Origin of the sequence: Cytobacillus praedii, assembly GCF_001439605.1 — a bacterium.
Classification (GTDB): Bacteria; Bacillota; Bacilli; order Bacillales; family Cytobacillaceae; genus Cytobacillus; species Cytobacillus praedii.
Map to the genome: position 1 here is coordinate 37,758 of NZ_LMBX01000024.1, position 17,474 is coordinate 55,231.

Here is a 17,474-nt window from a genome sequence, read left to right on the forward strand (position 1 = left end):
TTTACGTGCTGTTGATCCCTCAGCAAGTTAATCTTCGATAATGTTTTATGAGAAGCCATAAGTACTAGTTTATTATTTTACCGGTATGGCTCCCGCTTCAGATACAATGGTTTGTCCATCTGAACTTAGAATATAATCAATGAATTGTAGCCCTGCATCTGTTAAGTTTTCTTCCTTGTGGACAAATAAGAATGGCCGTGACAAGCTATATTTCTGCTGCAGTACATTTTCTGCTGTAGCCTCTACCCCATCTATTTGTAACGTCGAAATAGAGTCATCTATATATTCAAATGATATAAACCCTACTGCATGCTTGTTTGTAGCGACAGTGGTTTTAATATTTCCATTGCCGCTTGCAATAATGGCATTTCTAATTAATTCACCCGAGCTATACCCAACTATTTCTTGGAATGCATCACGTGAACCTGAACCATCCTCTCGAGAGACAACAACAATTTCCATGTCCTCTCCACCTAGTTGGCTCCAGTTTGTCACTTCACCTGTAAATATTTGCTTCACTTGCTCTAACGTTAGATCTTTCACCTTATTGCTAGGATGAGTGACTACTACTATTCCATCGTAAGCGATAATTGTCTCCTTCAACCCATTTGCCTTCTCTTCTTCTTTCAAATCACGTGAAGACATACCGATCTCTGATACACCGCTTGTTGCATTTGTAATGCCGGCAGATGAACCAATCTGGTTAACTTCTATATTAATTTTCTCATTTTTGTCTTTAAATTTTTCTGCTAATTTTTCTGCTAAAGGCCCTACCGATGTAGATCCCGAAATAGATACTGTTGCTTTACTGCCGCTCGATGATCCTGTGTCATTACCAGCAGTTTCGCCACATGCTGATAAAATAGCAGCTAAAAACAACACCAATATGCCTATTGTTGTTTTTCTATTAAACTTCATAATCTAAGCCTCCAAGATGATCGATTGGCAACAACTCTGTTCCCTTCTGTTATCTATAATAAGCTCGCTTAGTAAATGTTTTATTAATGGTTTGTAAAGAGTTTGTAAATTTTATAAATGATACGTAAATAAATTATGGTATTTATGTAAATAAATTGTATCTAAGCCTATTTTCCCATTCCTGCTATTAAAAAAGCTGAGATCTTAGAAAATCTCTTCCTCTTAATAAAAAAAAACCTGATAAAATCAGGTTTTTTAAAATAATTATAGATTCATATTCACCAAGATTTTACATTGGCTGCGATCTTTTGTTAACAATTCAAATCCCTTATCTACAATATCATCTAATGAAATCTCACTTGTTATAACTGCCTTCCCATCAATTACACCACTTGCGAGCAGACGGATGACTTCAGGGAATAAACGAACATATGCATAGGATCCACTAATCTTCGCTTCTGATCTTACAATCATATTAGGATCAAAATTAACCGGCTTTTCCCAGACACTTACAACTTTGAATTCACCGCCTGGACGTACAGAGCCGACTCCATTTGTAAATGTCGCCTGAACACCTGCAGCATCATAGGCTACATTCACTCCACCATTTGTTTTTTCACGGATAAACACGGCTGCATCTGTCTCGATTGGATTAATCACATGTGTAGCTCCAAGTTCTAGCGCTTTTTGACGGCGTTCATCTGATACTTCTACTACAAAGATTTCACTGGCTCCTGCTGCTTTTACAGCTTGTAATAATAATAACCCGATTGGGCCAGCACCAAATATTGCAGCAGAATCCCCTAGCATTAATTGGCTTTGACGAACGGCGTGAACGGCAACAGCCGTTGGTTCAACAAGTGCACCAAGCTCTAAACTCATAGTTTCTGGCAGATGGAAAATATTCTCCTGCTTCACCACTGCAAATTGAGCAAATCCGCCTGAAACCGTGTACCCATACCCTTGCCGAGCTGTGCACAAATTGACAAAACCTCTTTGGCAATTATCACATTTTCCACAAGGAAGGAGAGGTTCAACAGCTACACGATCGCCTACTTTTGTATTTGTTACCCCTTCTCCAACGTCCACAACTACACCCGAAAACTCATGGCCTAAAACAGGCTGAGTACGTATTGGATAAGCACCTGCTAAATACTCATGCATATCGCTTCCACAAATACCTGCATACTCAACTTTTACCTTCACCATTCCATTTTTAAGAACAGGCATGTCTGCTTCTTCTACTCGAATATCTCTTGGTCCATATATTTTTGCTGCTTTCATTTTTCCTAACCTCTTCTCTTACTCTTGAGTTGCTTGAAGTCCATTGATGATAAAGCTTACAGCAAGATCTGCTATCTTTTCTGAAGACAATTCCGATTGAGTCCTGTTCAAAAAGGCATTATTGTGAGATTGCATTAAGGTCCCCATTATAAAATTAAGCGCTGCATCGACCGATGGAAAACCAATTGCTTTTTTATCCTGACATTCTTGTAATATCACTCGAAGCTGTTCCCAAGATGGCAGAAAGACATCTGTCAGCATTTCTAATCTCGGACTGTTCATCACTAACTCTTGCTGTAATATTCTAATTAATTCATGTTCTTCATTTCTAAAAATAATAAACTGTTTACAAAAGCTCCTAAGTGCACATAGAGGATCAGATAAATCATATTTCATATTCATAAATAGCTGTCTGATCGGTTCAAATAGATGAAAGAAAACATTTTCTTTTCCTCCAAAATGATAGGACACTAAAGCTAAAGAAACATCTGCTTCCTGACAAATCTGTCTAACGGTTGTCCCTTCATATCCTTTTTCTGCAAACAATAATTTAGCAGCAGAAAGGATTTGATCTTTAACCTCTTTATTTTTTTCATTCCCTCTAGTTTGTTTGAATTGACTCATCCCCTTTATCAATTTTAAACAAACGTTTTGAACATCTGTTCAATTTTCAGTATACTCTTATGGCTTTATATGTCAATGAATAAGTCAATGCCGCCGTATAAAATAAACGGCCATTCCCTGCATATAGTGAATAGCAAGGGAGGCGTTTCAATGAACAAAATAAAAAAGGATATTCAACAAATACAAACAGAATTCGGGAAGTGGCCAAAAGCAAAGAAGATTGTTCTTATATCTATTTTGAGCAGCATCGGTGCAATTTTTCAATCAGCAGGAGGGTTCTTACCAGGAGTTGGTTACTTCATTAGCCCTTTGGCGACTGCCCCCATCATGCTATGCACAATTTTCTCAGTCCCGCTCGGTTTTGCTTCCTACGTTTTAACAGCTTTATTGCTTGTAATATTACAGCCTTCGGAGCTGATTATTTTTCCATTTACTACAGGTCTGTTGGGGCTATTTATTGGAATTTCCTTTAATCTATTCCAAAGAAGATTAAGTCATATTTTGAACGGAGCGGCAGGCTTGGTGATCGGTATCTGCCTTTTATTATATGGTATAAACTTCCCAGTGCTGGGGCCTGCCTTCTTCCGTCCATTTAACATTGCCATGATAGGGTTGATTTTTATTTTCTCTGCTTTTTATAGCTGGATCTGGGTTGTTTTATGCACTAAACTCATAAAAATAATTAAAAGATTATATTTTCGTAACCTCCCAAATTGACATCAGTCTCAGGTAGATTGTCTAATACACCAATGTCAGTACTATACAAGAATATCCGCATGATATTCTGCCAATGAGCATTACTCATTCACTAATTTAATCTCAATCAAGGTGAATTCATTTTTCGTTAATGCTTTATCAAGTATTTCCTCAAATTCATTAATAGAAGCTGGCCGCTCTCCTTTTATGCCAAAACTTTCTGCAAGCTGGACAAAATCAGGGTTCCCAAAAGCAGTTCCATAATCATTGCCCAATTTCTGCATCATCATTTGTTCTTCCAATTTCAGCTTCGAGTCGTTAAGAACAATGATTACAAAAGCTAACCCTAGCCTTACTGCCGTTTCAATTTCCGCAAAATTCATCAGGGCACCCCCATCACCAGTTATACAAATAACCGGATCAGATGAGCATGCCAGCTTTGCCCCAATAGCACCAGGAATGGCTATCCCCATTGAGGCTAGTCCATTTGATATGATAACTTTATTTGGTTTTTTCGGCTGATAGGTTTTGGCTATAGAAATTTTATGGGAGCCGACATCCGAAAGAACAATCGTATTTTCACAAGTACGCTTTTCAATGGCTTGTAAGATAGAAGTAATGGATAAAGAAGATATACCCTTTCCATATATATGGTAAGACTGCTTTATTTTCTCTCGTAAATCTCCAGATGGCTCCCACGGCTTAGGTACAATCTTAAGATCAATCATCGCTTGCATAACCCGTTTTACATCTCCAACGAGCTCGCTTTTTAATGGATAATATTCATCCGGTTCAGCTGAAATAGCATGTACATGGATAACCGGCACCTTCTTTTTATTCCATTCCTTAGGAAGGCGCTCTACAAAATCATAGCCGATAACGATGAGCAGATCAGCCTTCTCAATTCCCGGCAGCACCTCATCCTTTTCGCTAAAGCCAAATGTAAAGTAATTGAACGGGTTGTCTTTCGGGAGAATTCCTTTCGCTTTCATGCTATGGATAACTGGCGCTTGAAGACAATCAATGAATGCATTCACCTCTGTCACTGCTTTTGCTCTAAAAACCCCGTTTCCTACAATAATAAACGGCCTTTGGCTATTATTGATTTGATCAACTGCAGCGATAACCTCCTCGTCTACGGACATGAGGGTGGGTGCTGGTATAATAGTTATCGCATCATCAGAAATCTCTTGCGCCGCTAAATTTTCGGGCAATTCCACAATAACAGCGCCTGGCTTTTCCATTTTTGCTGTTCGAAAGGCTTTATGTACTACCTCAGCCAGCGTTAGAGAATCCTTTATTTGAATGCTCCACTTCGCTGCAGGCTCGAATATTTTAACCAAATCCAAATATTGATGGGATTCCTTATGCTGTCTTTCAAATCCTGCCTGACCGATTAACGCCACCACGGGTGAAAAATCAAGAGTAGCACTGGCAATTCCGGTTAATAAATTGGTTGCACCCGGCCCTAATGTGGACGTACACACACCTGCTTTATGAGACAGCCTTGCATAAACATCTGCCATAAAGGTAGCCCCTTGCTCATGCCTAGTATTCACAAACTGAATTTTCTTTGATCTGGAAAGGGAATCCACTAGATCCAGCGTTTCTTTTCCCATTACTCCAAAAATATACTCCACACCTTCATTCTCTAAACATCGAACTAGAACATCAGTCGCTTTCATATGATCCTCCCTAATAGACTTTTCACCTACATGAATAAGTTGGTTATTCATAGCTTTGCCTAATATTTCAAGAATCATTAAATGTAAAAGGAAGGGGGATTTTTCTTTCCCCCTTCCTTTGAGTTTCATAAAAATAAGACTAGATTACTTATCAACTAACAATTTGGTTATAAACATTCTCAAAACCATAACGATCAATGAATTTGGCAAATGGTTCTCTTTTTTTACCATGCTGCGAATAAATATCGATGATCGCGGTAACAGCTTCATATAGTTTCTCTGGTGTAAGCTTTCCTAGAATTAACATACCTGCTCTAGCATCCGCTCCCTTTGACTTTCCGCCAATATACAAGTCATATTTGTCCTTTACTTTCATTACACCTATATCATTGATCAACGGTTCACCACAGCCAATCGGACATCCTGTATAGGCTGGCCGTAAAGGGAATGGAACGGGTCTTCCAGCCAATAGTTTATTTAATTCAATAGCTACAGGCATTCCCTCTTCTTCTGAGCCCTTGCAAAAATTACATGTTCTTAAGCTCTTTACAAAGTTTCCAACTGGATAACAGAATAAACCCACTGCATTAAATTCCTTTTTTATTACTTCTAGCTCACTTTCTAGTGCTTCAAAATATAATTGCTGAAAGGTTGTTAATTCGATTTCGTCTTCTTCCTTCATGTATTTTGCTATGACCGATAATTGCTTTGCATTTAACCTTGAGCCAAATGCTATCCCCCCATTAATCGCAATTTTCACCATCATACTCATTCCATCTCCCACCCTTTAATTTTAATCTAGGTGCTCATTTCTCCATCAACATACCTCCTCTAGGTATACTGATAGATATTTTTAAAACCAGTAAAAATAATTACTGGCTTACTAAATCAGCCTTATTACTTTAGTGGCCCAGGAATTGGATAATTGCTTCCTCATTCCCTGCTGGCGCCGTCACTCGATCCACTTCTACTCCATTTTTAAAAAGAATAAGGGTTGGAACACTCATAACTCCAAATTTTTGTGCTAAGTCCAGTGACTTATCAACATCGACATCAAAGAACGCTATTTTATCACCTAATTGTTTTTCTACATTCTCAACAATTGGAGCCAGCTGCCTGCATCCGGGGCACCATTCTGCAGTAAACTTAAGAACCATAGGTTTTTTTACTTTTGTAATTTGCTGCTCAAATTCATTTAAATTTATTTGTTTTAACATTCAGGTATTCGTCTCCCTTCGAATGGTTATTACAATTACATATTACCATACCCCTGTAGGGTAAGTAAATAGGTATGTCATTCATTTATTTGCATACATAGTTGACTTTACCCTTAGGGGAAAGTGTATAAATGAATGGAACAATATTATTGATTTTTTATAAAACTTCAGTTAAATAAAGCAGGAAAATGGAGGTGGTCTTTTGCTATCGATTGGCGAATTCTCAAAGATATGCAAAGTATCTACAAAAACACTTCGTTATTATGATGAAATTAGTTTAATTACTCCTGATGAAATTAACACCGAGAACGGTTATAGATATTATTCCATTCGCCAGCTAAAAAAGATGCTGATCATTAATCGCCTGAAATCCTATCATTTTTCTCTTGAAGAGATCAAAGCTGTTTTGGATCTGGAGGAGGATCAATCAGAAGAGGGACTTTATTCTGCTCTCATTCGCAAGAAAAAAGAAATACAGGAAAGACTAAATGCATTTGAATATACCCTAAATCAAATAAGTAACGATATTGTAAATGTAAAGAATGGGATCCCCATTATGGCACACCTTGATCATTTAGAAGTTCAGCTTGTTGAAACTCAGCCATTAAATCTTCTTTATATACGCCAGATGATGAGCATTGACGACTATGCTGCAGGATATGGCAAGTATTTTAACCGGCTATATGAAAAGATTGCTTCTGAAAAACTCACCTTACTTGGCACCCCCATGACGATTTATCATAGCCAGGAATACAATCCTGCGGGTAATGATACTGAGTTTGCGATCCCGATAGCGGAATGTATAAAGGGAACTAGAGATTTACCTGGATGTCTTTGTGCGAAGTCTGTATTGAAGGGTCCCTATACTGAATTGACATCGGTATATGCCAAGCTGAGGGAATGGGCAGAAAATGAAGGATATCAATTAGTGAAATCACCTTATGAAGTATACGTAACCGATCCCTATCAAGCTATGGTTTCTGAAGATCATATTACCGAAGTTTATTTTCCTGTAAAAAAACAGCAGGCTTAACTAAACAAAATACTTCTTTTAGAAGGAGGCATTTATATGCAAAGAAATTACTGGCCAACGACAGAATGGCAGATTGCTGACCCAGCTGACCTGGGAAAGGAAACAGAAAAGCTTTCAAACCTTGAACCTTTAATAACAACTGAGTACAGCAATTTAAACGGGATTGTAGTTGTGAAAAATGGTGTGATCGTTTATGAGCGCTATTATAATGGCTATGGTCGGGATCATGTGCACCATGTGGCTTCTGTAACGAAAAGCGTTCTATCTGCCCTTATTGGGATTGCCATAGATTCAGAATCTATTAAAAATGCAGACCAGAAGGTACTGGATTTCTTCCCCGAGTATAGTGCTTTAGATGCCAGCAGGCAGAAACGAGAAGTCACCATACGCCATCTTCTTACGATGACAGCTCCTTATCCGTTCGAGGACTGGCACGAGCCGCTGGATAAAATGTGTATGCAACCAGACTGGGTAAACTATACACTTGATATACTGGGGCAAAAGGGGAGCATTGGACCTTTTAAATATTCCACTGCGGGTGCACACCTGCTTTCAGCTATCATTACGCGCAGCACAGGTCAAAGTGCCCGTGAATATGCCAATGAACATTTATTTAAACCACTAGGTATGAGAGAAATCCCTGATTATACGATGGAGGCATTTGGGTTTGATGATCTATTCGGGAAAAATGTGAAGGGATGGGTTAATGACCCAAACGGCTACTCTACAGGTGGATGGGGACTCACGCTAACTCCCCGTGATATGGCACGCTTTGGTTTTCTCTATCTGAACCACGGCATGTGGGATAATAATCAGATTATCTCTCAGACATGGGTCCAGGAATCAACAGCGATGAACCCCAATAATTACGGGTATCTATGGTGGTTACGAAAAGAGAATGGGTTTTATGCATACTCAGCACTAGGAGATGGCGGGAATGTTATTTGCTGCATTCCCGAAAAAGACCTAGTTGTAGCCATTGCATCAGAATTTATGATGAATCCTCGTGATAGGTGGCCGCTGATAAAAGAACTTATTATCCCAGCTTTTATAGACTAAATCTTATTGCCAGCAGGTCTACAAAAATATGAGTAGAATAATTAGAATTGCTATATTGGCTGCGAGAATGGGACAATGTACTTTTTCAATTATATAGTTATTAATACAATAATAAACCCCTGTATAGCACAGGGGTCTTCTTTATGAGTGAATGTACATATAATCTTATTCTTCCTTAAAAATCTTTACAATATTCACTACAAGTACCTTTGCAATGGAATAAGCTGGGATAACAAAAATAATCCCGATAATCCCCATGAAATTTCCAGCTGATAATATCAATACAATAATAGTTAATGGATGGATTTTCAGCGTTTTCCCCATAATATTCGGAGAAATGATATTTCCTTCAATTTGTTGGGCAACTAGCATGATAATCGCTACATAAAGAGCCATAATTGGATCTTGAAATAACGCTACTAAGAATGCAGGAACGACTGCAATATATGGTCCTAAGAATGGAATGACATTTGTAAACATTCCAAACATCGCTAAAACAAGTGAATAGTTCAAGTCAATAATTAAGTAGCCAATATACAAAAGTACTCCGACAATCACACTGACAAGCATTTGACCTTGAATATAGGTTGAAATGGTTTTGTCCATTTCCTTTAATATGTTTTTCACATGTTCCCTTTTAGACTGTGGAAACAAAGCAGCCACACTCGGAGCAAAACGATGACTATCCTTGAGCATATAAAATAAAATAAATGGAACAAGAACAAGATAGAAAATTGTATTGATAAAACCGCCAATCCATCCGAAAACACCCAGAATGCCATTGGCAATATTTCCAACATTGGATTCCAATCTCGTTTCTAACTCTGTACTTGCAGTAAGCAATGCTTCTTGAACGAAGTCTGGAAAAGTAGACCGATTTTCCTGAACATACTTTACCCCATCCATAACGGTGGAAACCATAACAGGCAAATTATCCACAAACCGTTCTAATTGGTCATTGATGACTGGTCCAACCAATCTTATAATGCCATAAATAAACAAGATGATAGCAACATATGCAACTAAAATGGCGATCCATCTTGGTACTTTCTTCTTTTCCAGCAAGGCAACTAATGGCCGGCATAAATAAAATAAAATACCTGCTACTACAAACGGCAGAAATATTGTTTTAAGCAAAACAACGATTGGCGTTAATATAAACTGATTTTTATTAAGTAAAAACACAATGATTAAAAATAGGATAATACCAACCATACTTTTAAACCATCTTTTTTCTAACATCGACATATACTATTCTCACTTCCTACTGCTGCTAATATTTCCCTCTCTAAAATATTACAATTAAATGGATGAAATTCCAATCATATGATGTTGGGATATAAGAATATTGCCGTGATTCGCTGCCTTTGGCTTTCTATTCTATTAAGCCCCTTTGCCACCACTTCTATTTTGTATTATTTTCTTATTCTTTCTATTGTGTTTTTTTCTATAATTACTTCCTCATTAGAGTTTTTAATAATTATATCAAAACGCTGACTGTATGGATGCATAAACAGTTCATATTGAATCCGGCGCTCTTCATGTGACTGCCTCAAGTAATTAATATCTGTTCCCCTTTCAGCAATATCACGACTCGATCTTCTCACTAATTCTGTTTCACCATCTGTATATAAGTATATTTTCAAATCAAATAAATCTGGATGAATAAATGCAACACTCATTCCTTCTACAATTGTAACCTTATTTTTTGAAGAAATTAACTCGCTTTTCCCGTAATGCGTAGCTATCGTATATAAATCTAAACCTTTTCTAACCATCTGAACATCTCTTTCTAGAGACGGCAGATGATGTGCTGATGGATGACACGCTGTCATTTTATAATGGTGATTTTCGTTTTGATAGATATAGTCAATTTTTGTATGCTTTCGTATGTCCGAACTAACAATATATGGATCTGTATTTATATAGTTTACTTCATTTTCGCTAAATAAGTTAACGAGCCGATTAGCAAAGGTTGTTTTACCGGCAGCGCCATGTCCTGAAATGCCAATAATAATCTGTTTATCCATAAATTTAACCCATTTAACAATATCTTGTAATAACCTATCCATCATCAGCCTCCACCTTTTTCAAAAGAATTTACTAAATAAAATTTTTCTAGCTTCTAGATAAATTTTGTTATTACAATTTCACTGTCTCCAACTGTAACTATTCTGTGAAGCATAAAATAAGAAAATCATTCAAAATGAATAAGATAGCGTACAAATACCGACAGCCATCCTGCTTCCCCCTTTTTGGAGTTATACTCTCGACTGCCTCCTATTTTGTAAACATTGTTCTCATCATTAAAGCCATGCGAAGGTGAAGGGAGTTTTCCGAGTCATGTACAGAGTAGCCTAGAATTTCCTCACATTTAGCAATGCGGTATTTTACTGTATTGCGATGGACAAATAATTTTTTGGCTGTTTTGGAAATTTCACAATGATAATCGAGATAAACAATTAATGTATGTAGTAAATCCTCCTCATCCTTTGATTTAGGATAGGAAAGAGAGCGTAATGTATTTTCATAGAACTTTTTAATATTTTGCTCAGGGAGCAGCTGCATTAGTTCTTTTAATTGCTTTGTTTCATAGAAGTTAATAAATTGATATTGAAACAGATCATAACCGTTTTCCCATGCTTCAACAGCCTCACAGTATGTAATTGCTATATTGATTACTTCATTTACGAGACTTCCCGCACCAAAGGAAAGTGAAACCTTAATGCTTTCCTTCACTTCCTGCTGAAATTTTTCAAGCTTATTTTTGATTAAGCTCTTAACAGGCTCATCTGTGCTCAGTGGGAATTGCAGCAAAATAACGAAATAGGCATCCTTTAAAAAGACAATCGGATGAGCTTCTGTTTGACAGAAAGATAGTTTTAAATATTCGTTCATATAGTCGTAGATTCTATTCATCATATCTGCGCTTTTTTCTTTATCAATCGTACAAACAATGCAAATATACTTCTGATGATCAAGTAAGCCGTGCTGCTTTCCGCGATGAATAATTTCCTGTTTCGTTGTAATATTGCCATCAACTAACGACCCAAAAAAGTTATTCTCTAGCATTCGGGTATTTTCTTTAATCGCTTCATTTTTCAATAATGTAAAGGATATAACCGTAGATGCCTGCTCTATGGCTAATTGTGAGGAAGGATATGGCAGCCTATCATAGTTGAAGATCAGGAGCAGGAATGGATATAGACGAGTTGTTTTAACAGGAAAAATACGAATTGGCATTCTTATTTGCAATGAATTAGGGCTCTGAATGAAGAACTCATTCTTTTCTCTGTAATAGTCTATATCGCTTTTAAAAATAGAACGGACTTCCTCCTTCACATTTTTCATCCCATTTTGTTCGAAATGATGAGAATTAGAAACAATGTCGCCAATTGGATTAAGCAGCAGAACAGGGCACTTTAACAATGTTCCTAAATTTTCAATAAGTGTTTGTAATTTATAGCCCTTCATCATCATATTCGTAAATTTCCTATGAACGTGAATGGCATAAAATAACTCTTCAATTTTGTTGTCCCATAGAAAACCTAAGAGCTGATGAGCGACAGTTCCTAAAGTCAAAGACTCAGGTATTCGAATGATTGGGAATTCTAATGAATTTGCTAATTTGATTACTTCGGCTGGAATTTCATCAATATAGCGTTTTAGTTTAATGGCCATACCGGCGCATGGCCGTTCATTGATTTCAGAGATAAGTTTGCTAAGCGTACGAGGATCTTCTTGAAATGCATAGCCAGTCGTTAACAATAAAGAATTCTCGGCCATAAAGTGAAAGACGTCTGGCGTTTCTGATATTTCGATTGTATCAACTCTTCGTTTTAGCCCTGCATGCCCCGCTATAACTTCCGCCTCTTGAAAAACATCAACAATAAATAAATCTTCTAGCTGTTTCATAGGATTCCTTTCATTTCATCAAATTTAAGATAATTTTATTGTAAAGTTACTTAGATGAAAAAGAAATAATCTTTTGTTTAAAATAGACAAAATAGAATAACTGTTTTGTTTATTCTCTATAATGACGATTATCAATTAATACCCTACAATTTTTAATAGAAGACATTAAATAAAGGGGATTGAATAGAACAATGAACGTTACAAGACAAGAACTGGGAAATTTAATCACAACCAAGCTTCACCGTGCTGGATTAACTGAACAACATGCAGAAGTAGTAGCAGATGTGCTAGTCCATGCGGATGCAAGAGGAGTACACTCCCATGGAGCTATGCGTGTTGAATACTATGCTGAAAGAATTTCAAAGGGAGGAACAAACACAGAACCAAACTTTACTTTTGAAAAAACTGGACCATGCTCCGCCATTTTCGATGGTGACAATGGGGCCGGACATGTTGCTGCTAAACAGGCTATGGAAGAAGCCATTCAAATGGCGAAGGAAAATGGCATTGCTGTTGTTGGAGTTAGAAGAATTGGGCATAGCGGTTCTCTCTCTTATTATGTTGAAATGGCCGCTAACGAAGAGTTAATCGGGCTTTCAGTCTGTCAATCAGATCCAATGGTTGTTCCTTATGGCGGTGCAGAACCCTATTATGGAACAAACCCGATTGCTTTTTCTGCCCCTGGAAATAATGGAGAGCATATTATTTTTGATATGGCAACAACTGTGCAGGCATGGGGGAAAGTTCTGCATGCCCGGTCGAAAAATGCTCCGATTGAAGAAGGATGGGCCGTTGATAAAAATGGAGAGCCGACGACAGACCCGTTTAAAGTAAATGCTTTATTGCCGATAGCAGGACCAAAGGGCTATGGATTAATGATGATGGTGGATATTTTATCGGGGGTGCTTCTAGGCTTGCCGTTTGGAAATAAGGTGACATCCATGTATCATGACTTGACAGAGGATCGAAATCTAGGTCAGCTTCATATCGTAATTAACCCAGCATTTTTCACGAGCGTACCTAAATTCAAAGAAAATATCGTCAGAACGATGTCTGATTTAACAAATGTAAAACCCGCTCCGGGCTTTGATCAAGTATTCTATCCAGGGCAGATTAATACAATATGTGAAATAGAAAGTAATCAGAATGGGATAGAAATTGTTGATGAGGTTTACCAGTATCTTATTTCTGACGTCATTCATAATAATAGCTTTGATCATAAAGACCCCTTTGCAAAATAAACTGGTGTCTATTTATAATACGAACTGCGATACATCAATTATGATGGTCGCTTTTTTTCATCTATAGGAGCAGTGTCTTGCTCAATTCCTTAGCTGCAAATGGGGGGAAGCAGGGAAAGCCAATTATTATTCGTACTATTATAAACCTCGCAACTTTATTTCAACACTGCAACCGCTTGTATTTTTGAAGTATTGCACCTGATAATTGAAGAAGATTTAGTTTATTTGAGTTAAAATTAACCCTCAACCATTTTTAAATATGGTATTTCTTCCCCTTCAACAATTACAATGTAGGCTGGTGTATCTGTTGCAAATATTTTGGCTCCTACCGGTAATTTATTCGCTGTACCGTTTTTAAATTTGTATGCCTTATTTGCTTGAACTGTTATTTCTCCGATTTGTTCCCCTAATTTATATTCCAATTCAGTTACCCATACCACATCTTTTGCAATAGAAAACACATATCCATCAAGGAGAAAAATATCAGCATTATCATACTTTAAATAGTCTTTTGCTGTTGGATTACCTGTAGATGGACTTCCAGGGTAACCATTATTACAACCAGCTAGTAATATAAACAAAATACTCAGTGAAAGTAGTATTTTAAGAGAATTCATTTTGGACCCCTCATATATTAATTAGACGATATAGCTTCAAAAAAGTGGCAGTTATGATCTCCGTCGCTTTTAAAGATTCATATGAATATAGGAGTAATACTGTTAGTTAAAGATATTGTTTTAAAATGGTATGTAGTTTTTCTTTTATGGAATCAACTAATTCGGAGGGGCTTTTGACCATAGCATCTTCACCATAATTAATAAAAAATTCAGTAAAGAAGTCAGTATCGCTTTTTAAGATCATTCCTTTCAAAAAACCTGTCCCATCTTTTCTTTTACTCAACTCAATATTTGGCCATTTTGTAGATTTATATTTATCCACACCCTTATTTGTTAATTCCACATGTAATTGATATGTTTCTTTATTTCTATTTATAAGAGAAAATCGGTTAGTTAAATAAATAGTTGATAAGTCAATAGGTACAGTATTTTCATCAAGTTCAATAGTTTTTATGCGATCACATCTGAATACACGATAATCCTTTCTTAAAAAACAATAAGAGGGACAATACCATTTTCCTTCATTTGCATAAATACCAATAGGTTGAATACTTCTATACGTGATTTCCCCATTTATTTCATAGCCTACTATAACTATTTCTTGTTTGATTGATACCTCTAATAATTGTTTTATATAAGGGGTTTCTTCCTGTTGGTAAACAGACACAAATTCAACTCGATTTTTCATCTTGTCTATCGTATCTCTTATGTCTCCAGAAAGATTTAAATAGAACTTCTTGATAATAGATTCATATTCACTATCAAAAGGGAGGGAAATGTAGTGTCGTAATGCGTGAATTGCAAAAAATATAGAAATAGCCTCACCTTCATTAAATGCAATTGGGGGGAGAATTCTTTCATTAAGTACTTGATACCCACCAAATGGACCTGATTCAGAATATAGAGGGACGCCCATCTCACTTAATTCTTGTAAATCTCTTAATATGGTTCTTTTTGACATGCCGAATTCTTGTGCTAATTCTTTAACTGTAAACCTTTTTCTTCGATTAACCATCATGATCATTTCATTTAATCTTTTTGCTTTAGACATTCATGATAAACCTCCTAAAAACAAAAATAACAGTGACAAAAGCTGTCACCATCATAATGTATAATCACAAATAGATAAAGGGGACATACGAAAAAGTGTTTAATATCGGTAAGACCAATATCATGGTTTCTGACATGTTCCTTGGTTTGCCTTATCAAAACGGCAACAATTGTTAATATCTGTATTTCGACCAATGAAATAGAGAAAACCAATAAGTTTTTCGAATTGTTGAGCCAAGAAGGTCAAGTAATGATGCCACTTTACAAGTTCACTTTATCACAGCTTATGGAAGCTGTAACAGACACATTCGGTGTTACCTTTCAAATTTTCACAGCATTATCAGAAGATGCAGTAAAAAGAGGACATCAAAAGGATAGGTAAACGCAATGAATTTGTTTCACCCTTGGGAATTGTCAGATAGGAAAATTCCAAAAAAGTAACATTTAAAGAATAGAGGAGATATAACATGTTAAATAAATTAAGTAATAGTATTTATTATTTATCTAATCAAGATGAACGAGACCGACCAACATTAGGTTTGGTATGTGGAGACAAACACAGTCTGGTAATAGACTCAGGTAATTCTGTACAACATGCTAAGGATTTTTTACAGGAAATAGATAAACTAAACGTACCACCTGTTAAATATGTGGTTATTACACATGCACATTGGGATCATTTTTTAGGTATGAATGAATTTGATGCTACTGTTATAGTTAATAGTCAGACAAATAAAGTGATTAAAGAGTGGCAAGGCTATCTATACGATGATAGTTCCCTGCAAAAGTATGTAAATACTAATAAAATGACTTCTATGTGTAAGGAAATAATACAGTCTGAAATACCTAACAGAGAAAATTTCAAGTTAAACTCTCCAAATGTAATTTTTGAAGATTCATTAACTATTGATTTGGGAAATAAATTTTGCTTCCTTGAGAGGATCAAAAGCACTCATACTGATGACTCTACAATCATTTATATTCCTGATGAAAAAGTTATTTTCTTAGGTGATAGTGTTTATGGTGCTAATACAAATTCTTTATTCCATTTCAAGCAATCATTGTTATTGCCCATGATAAAAGACATTCAAAAATATGGTTCAGAATTTTTCTTGCTGGGTCATGAATCTATCTATGACAAAGATAAAATGAATATGTATTGGAAAGAGTTAACAGCAGCAAGTCAAGCTACAAAATCCACATCACTAGAAAGTGCTATAGAGTGTTTTAAGGCAGATAATAAGAGAGAGCCAAATGATAATGAATTATTCTTCATAGAAGCATTTGTGAATGATCAAATTATTCGATCACAATAGTTTTATAGATTTATCATCAAAATTATGTTGAAGAGGAATCCAATTAGATCAATCTTTTTTAAAATAGATTTTTCTTATTACCTAAATATTTATTCTTTAAAAAAACAAGGAATATCCTGTATGAAAGGGATATTCCTTGTTTTATTTAGAGAATAACTTAATTTCTATTTAATATTCAATACCTTGTTTTAAAAATACAGGTTTTTAGGTCACTATTGAGTTGTTGTTATACAAACAAGTGTTGCATAAAAAAATAGTTCTTTACTAAAGGTTATAAAAATCCTATTAAAATCAATAACGTGCAATTAATGAAAGAAAAGAAAGTCCTTTACTAGTTGTAATACTTATCATAAAACCAGTTGCTTTAATTATAAAAATGTTCTTTACTAGTTGTTCCATAGTCGCGCCCTTTAGCTTAATAAGAAAACCCCTTATTCAAATACAACCATTTCTCCGACATCTATAAATCCAAATCGCTTATAGATATTTTTCCCATCATCTGAAGCCTGTAATACAACTGGTTTTTGTTTATCCTTTGTTTGATTTAGAAGAAATTGAAACATTTCACTGCCAATTCCTTTACCTCTAAATGTTTCTTTTGTCATCACATCATAAATACCATAACTATCTTTGCTTTCTATTAATAAACCAGTAGTTACAGCCATTTCGTTTATGCACCCAATAAACATTTGAACTTCTGAACCTAATTTTATTTGTGAAAACTTATTAAAATAACTTTCTAATGCATCTCTTTCTGGTGTACCTTCAAATAAGCTCATAAATACCTCTGTATATTTTAAAAGTTCTTCATTATTTTTC

The 17,474-nt window shown here is 35.9% G+C and carries 18 protein-coding genes; 6 read left to right on the forward strand and 12 right to left on the reverse strand.

Annotated features, from left to right (window positions below):
- Positions 1-72: 72 nt before the first annotated feature.
- From ASU02_RS20425 to ASU02_RS20435, 3 genes are all read right to left on the reverse strand, one after another.
- Complete coding sequence (locus ASU02_RS20425; protein WP_057767099.1) at positions 73-918, reverse strand: phosphate ABC transporter substrate-binding protein; 846 nt, start codon at positions 916-918, stop codon at positions 73-75.
- Positions 919-1,182: 264 nt separating this feature from the next.
- Complete coding sequence (locus ASU02_RS20430) at positions 1,183-2,202, reverse strand: 2,3-butanediol dehydrogenase (RefSeq protein ID WP_057767101.1); 1,020 nt, start codon at positions 2,200-2,202, stop codon at positions 1,183-1,185.
- 18 nt (positions 2,203-2,220) lie between these two features.
- Positions 2,221-2,826, reverse strand: coding sequence for a TetR/AcrR family transcriptional regulator (locus ASU02_RS20435; protein WP_057767103.1), 606 nt, complete (start codon positions 2,824-2,826; stop codon positions 2,221-2,223).
- Positions 2,827-2,976: 150 nt separating this feature from the next.
- Between ASU02_RS20435 and ASU02_RS20440 the strand changes: the two genes are divergently transcribed.
- Positions 2,977-3,543, forward strand: coding sequence for a hypothetical protein (locus ASU02_RS20440; RefSeq protein WP_057767105.1), 567 nt, complete (start codon positions 2,977-2,979; stop codon positions 3,541-3,543).
- A gap of 80 nt (positions 3,544-3,623) precedes the next feature.
- Here the strand turns inward: ASU02_RS20440 and ASU02_RS20445 are convergent, their stop codons facing one another.
- From ASU02_RS20445 to ASU02_RS20455, 3 genes are all read right to left on the reverse strand, one after another.
- The gene (locus tag ASU02_RS20445; RefSeq protein ID WP_057767144.1) at positions 3,624-5,207 is read right to left on the reverse strand and encodes an acetolactate synthase large subunit; all 1,584 of its coding nucleotides are present in this window, start codon (positions 5,205-5,207) and stop codon (positions 3,624-3,626) included.
- Positions 5,208-5,358: 151 nt separating this feature from the next.
- Positions 5,359-5,979, reverse strand: a complete 621-nt coding sequence (locus ASU02_RS20450) for an NAD(P)/FAD-dependent oxidoreductase (protein WP_057767107.1) — start codon at positions 5,977-5,979, stop codon at positions 5,359-5,361.
- 130 nt (positions 5,980-6,109) lie between these two features.
- Positions 6,110-6,424 (reverse strand): thioredoxin family protein, encoded by a 315-nt coding sequence (locus ASU02_RS20455; protein WP_057767110.1) that lies wholly within the window; start codon positions 6,422-6,424, stop codon positions 6,110-6,112.
- Between the two features lie 202 nt (positions 6,425-6,626).
- Here ASU02_RS20455 and ASU02_RS20460 point away from each other — a divergent pair, with 202 nt between their 5' ends.
- Together ASU02_RS20460 and ASU02_RS20465 are read left to right on the forward strand one after the other, a co-directional pair.
- Complete coding sequence (locus ASU02_RS20460; RefSeq protein ID WP_057767113.1) at positions 6,627-7,457, forward strand: MerR family transcriptional regulator; 831 nt, start codon at positions 6,627-6,629, stop codon at positions 7,455-7,457.
- A 36-nt stretch (positions 7,458-7,493) separates the two neighbouring features.
- Positions 7,494-8,516, forward strand: coding sequence for a serine hydrolase domain-containing protein (locus tag ASU02_RS20465; RefSeq protein ID WP_057767115.1), 1,023 nt, complete (start codon positions 7,494-7,496; stop codon positions 8,514-8,516).
- Between the two features lie 165 nt (positions 8,517-8,681).
- Here ASU02_RS20465 and ASU02_RS20470 read toward each other — a convergent pair whose 3' ends face one another.
- From ASU02_RS20470 to ASU02_RS20480, 3 genes are all read right to left on the reverse strand, one after another.
- A complete protein-coding gene (locus tag ASU02_RS20470) occupies positions 8,682-9,764 on the reverse strand; it encodes an AI-2E family transporter (protein WP_057767117.1) in 1,083 nt (360 codons plus the stop codon).
- Between the two features lie 167 nt (positions 9,765-9,931).
- Positions 9,932-10,588 carry a uridine kinase family protein gene (locus tag ASU02_RS20475; protein ID WP_057767146.1) on the reverse strand — a complete coding sequence of 219 codons (657 nt, stop codon included), beginning with the start codon at positions 10,586-10,588 and terminating at the stop codon, positions 9,932-9,934.
- Positions 10,589-10,796: 208 nt separating this feature from the next.
- The gene (locus ASU02_RS20480) at positions 10,797-12,431 is read right to left on the reverse strand and encodes a PucR family transcriptional regulator (RefSeq protein ID WP_057767119.1); all 1,635 of its coding nucleotides are present in this window, start codon (positions 12,429-12,431) and stop codon (positions 10,797-10,799) included.
- 191 nt (positions 12,432-12,622) lie between these two features.
- Here ASU02_RS20480 and allD point away from each other — a divergent pair, with 191 nt between their 5' ends.
- Positions 12,623-13,672, forward strand: a complete 1,050-nt coding sequence (gene allD / locus ASU02_RS20485) for an ureidoglycolate dehydrogenase (protein WP_057767121.1) — start codon at positions 12,623-12,625, stop codon at positions 13,670-13,672.
- Positions 13,673-13,908: 236 nt separating this feature from the next.
- On the opposite strand, the gene ASU02_RS20490 is transcribed toward allD, so the two are convergent.
- The gene (locus ASU02_RS20490) at positions 13,909-14,289 is read right to left on the reverse strand and encodes a hypothetical protein (protein WP_057767123.1); all 381 of its coding nucleotides are present in this window, start codon (positions 14,287-14,289) and stop codon (positions 13,909-13,911) included.
- A gap of 106 nt (positions 14,290-14,395) precedes the next feature.
- Complete coding sequence (locus tag ASU02_RS20495; protein WP_057767125.1) at positions 14,396-15,340, reverse strand: helix-turn-helix transcriptional regulator; 945 nt, start codon at positions 15,338-15,340, stop codon at positions 14,396-14,398.
- Between the two features lie 249 nt (positions 15,341-15,589).
- On the opposite strand from ASU02_RS20495, the gene ASU02_RS27275 reads away from it, so the two are divergent.
- On the forward strand, positions 15,590-15,721 hold the full coding sequence (locus tag ASU02_RS27275) for a hypothetical protein (RefSeq protein ID WP_269746000.1): 132 nt from the start codon (positions 15,590-15,592) through the stop codon (positions 15,719-15,721).
- Positions 15,722-15,806: 85 nt separating this feature from the next.
- On the forward strand, positions 15,807-16,655 hold the full coding sequence (locus ASU02_RS20500; RefSeq protein WP_057767127.1) for an MBL fold metallo-hydrolase: 849 nt from the start codon (positions 15,807-15,809) through the stop codon (positions 16,653-16,655).
- A 431-nt stretch (positions 16,656-17,086) separates the two neighbouring features.
- On the opposite strand, the gene ASU02_RS27085 is transcribed toward ASU02_RS20500, so the two are convergent.
- On the reverse strand, positions 17,087-17,474 hold a 388-nt coding region (locus tag ASU02_RS27085; RefSeq protein WP_232426307.1), incomplete at its 5' end, for a GNAT family N-acetyltransferase.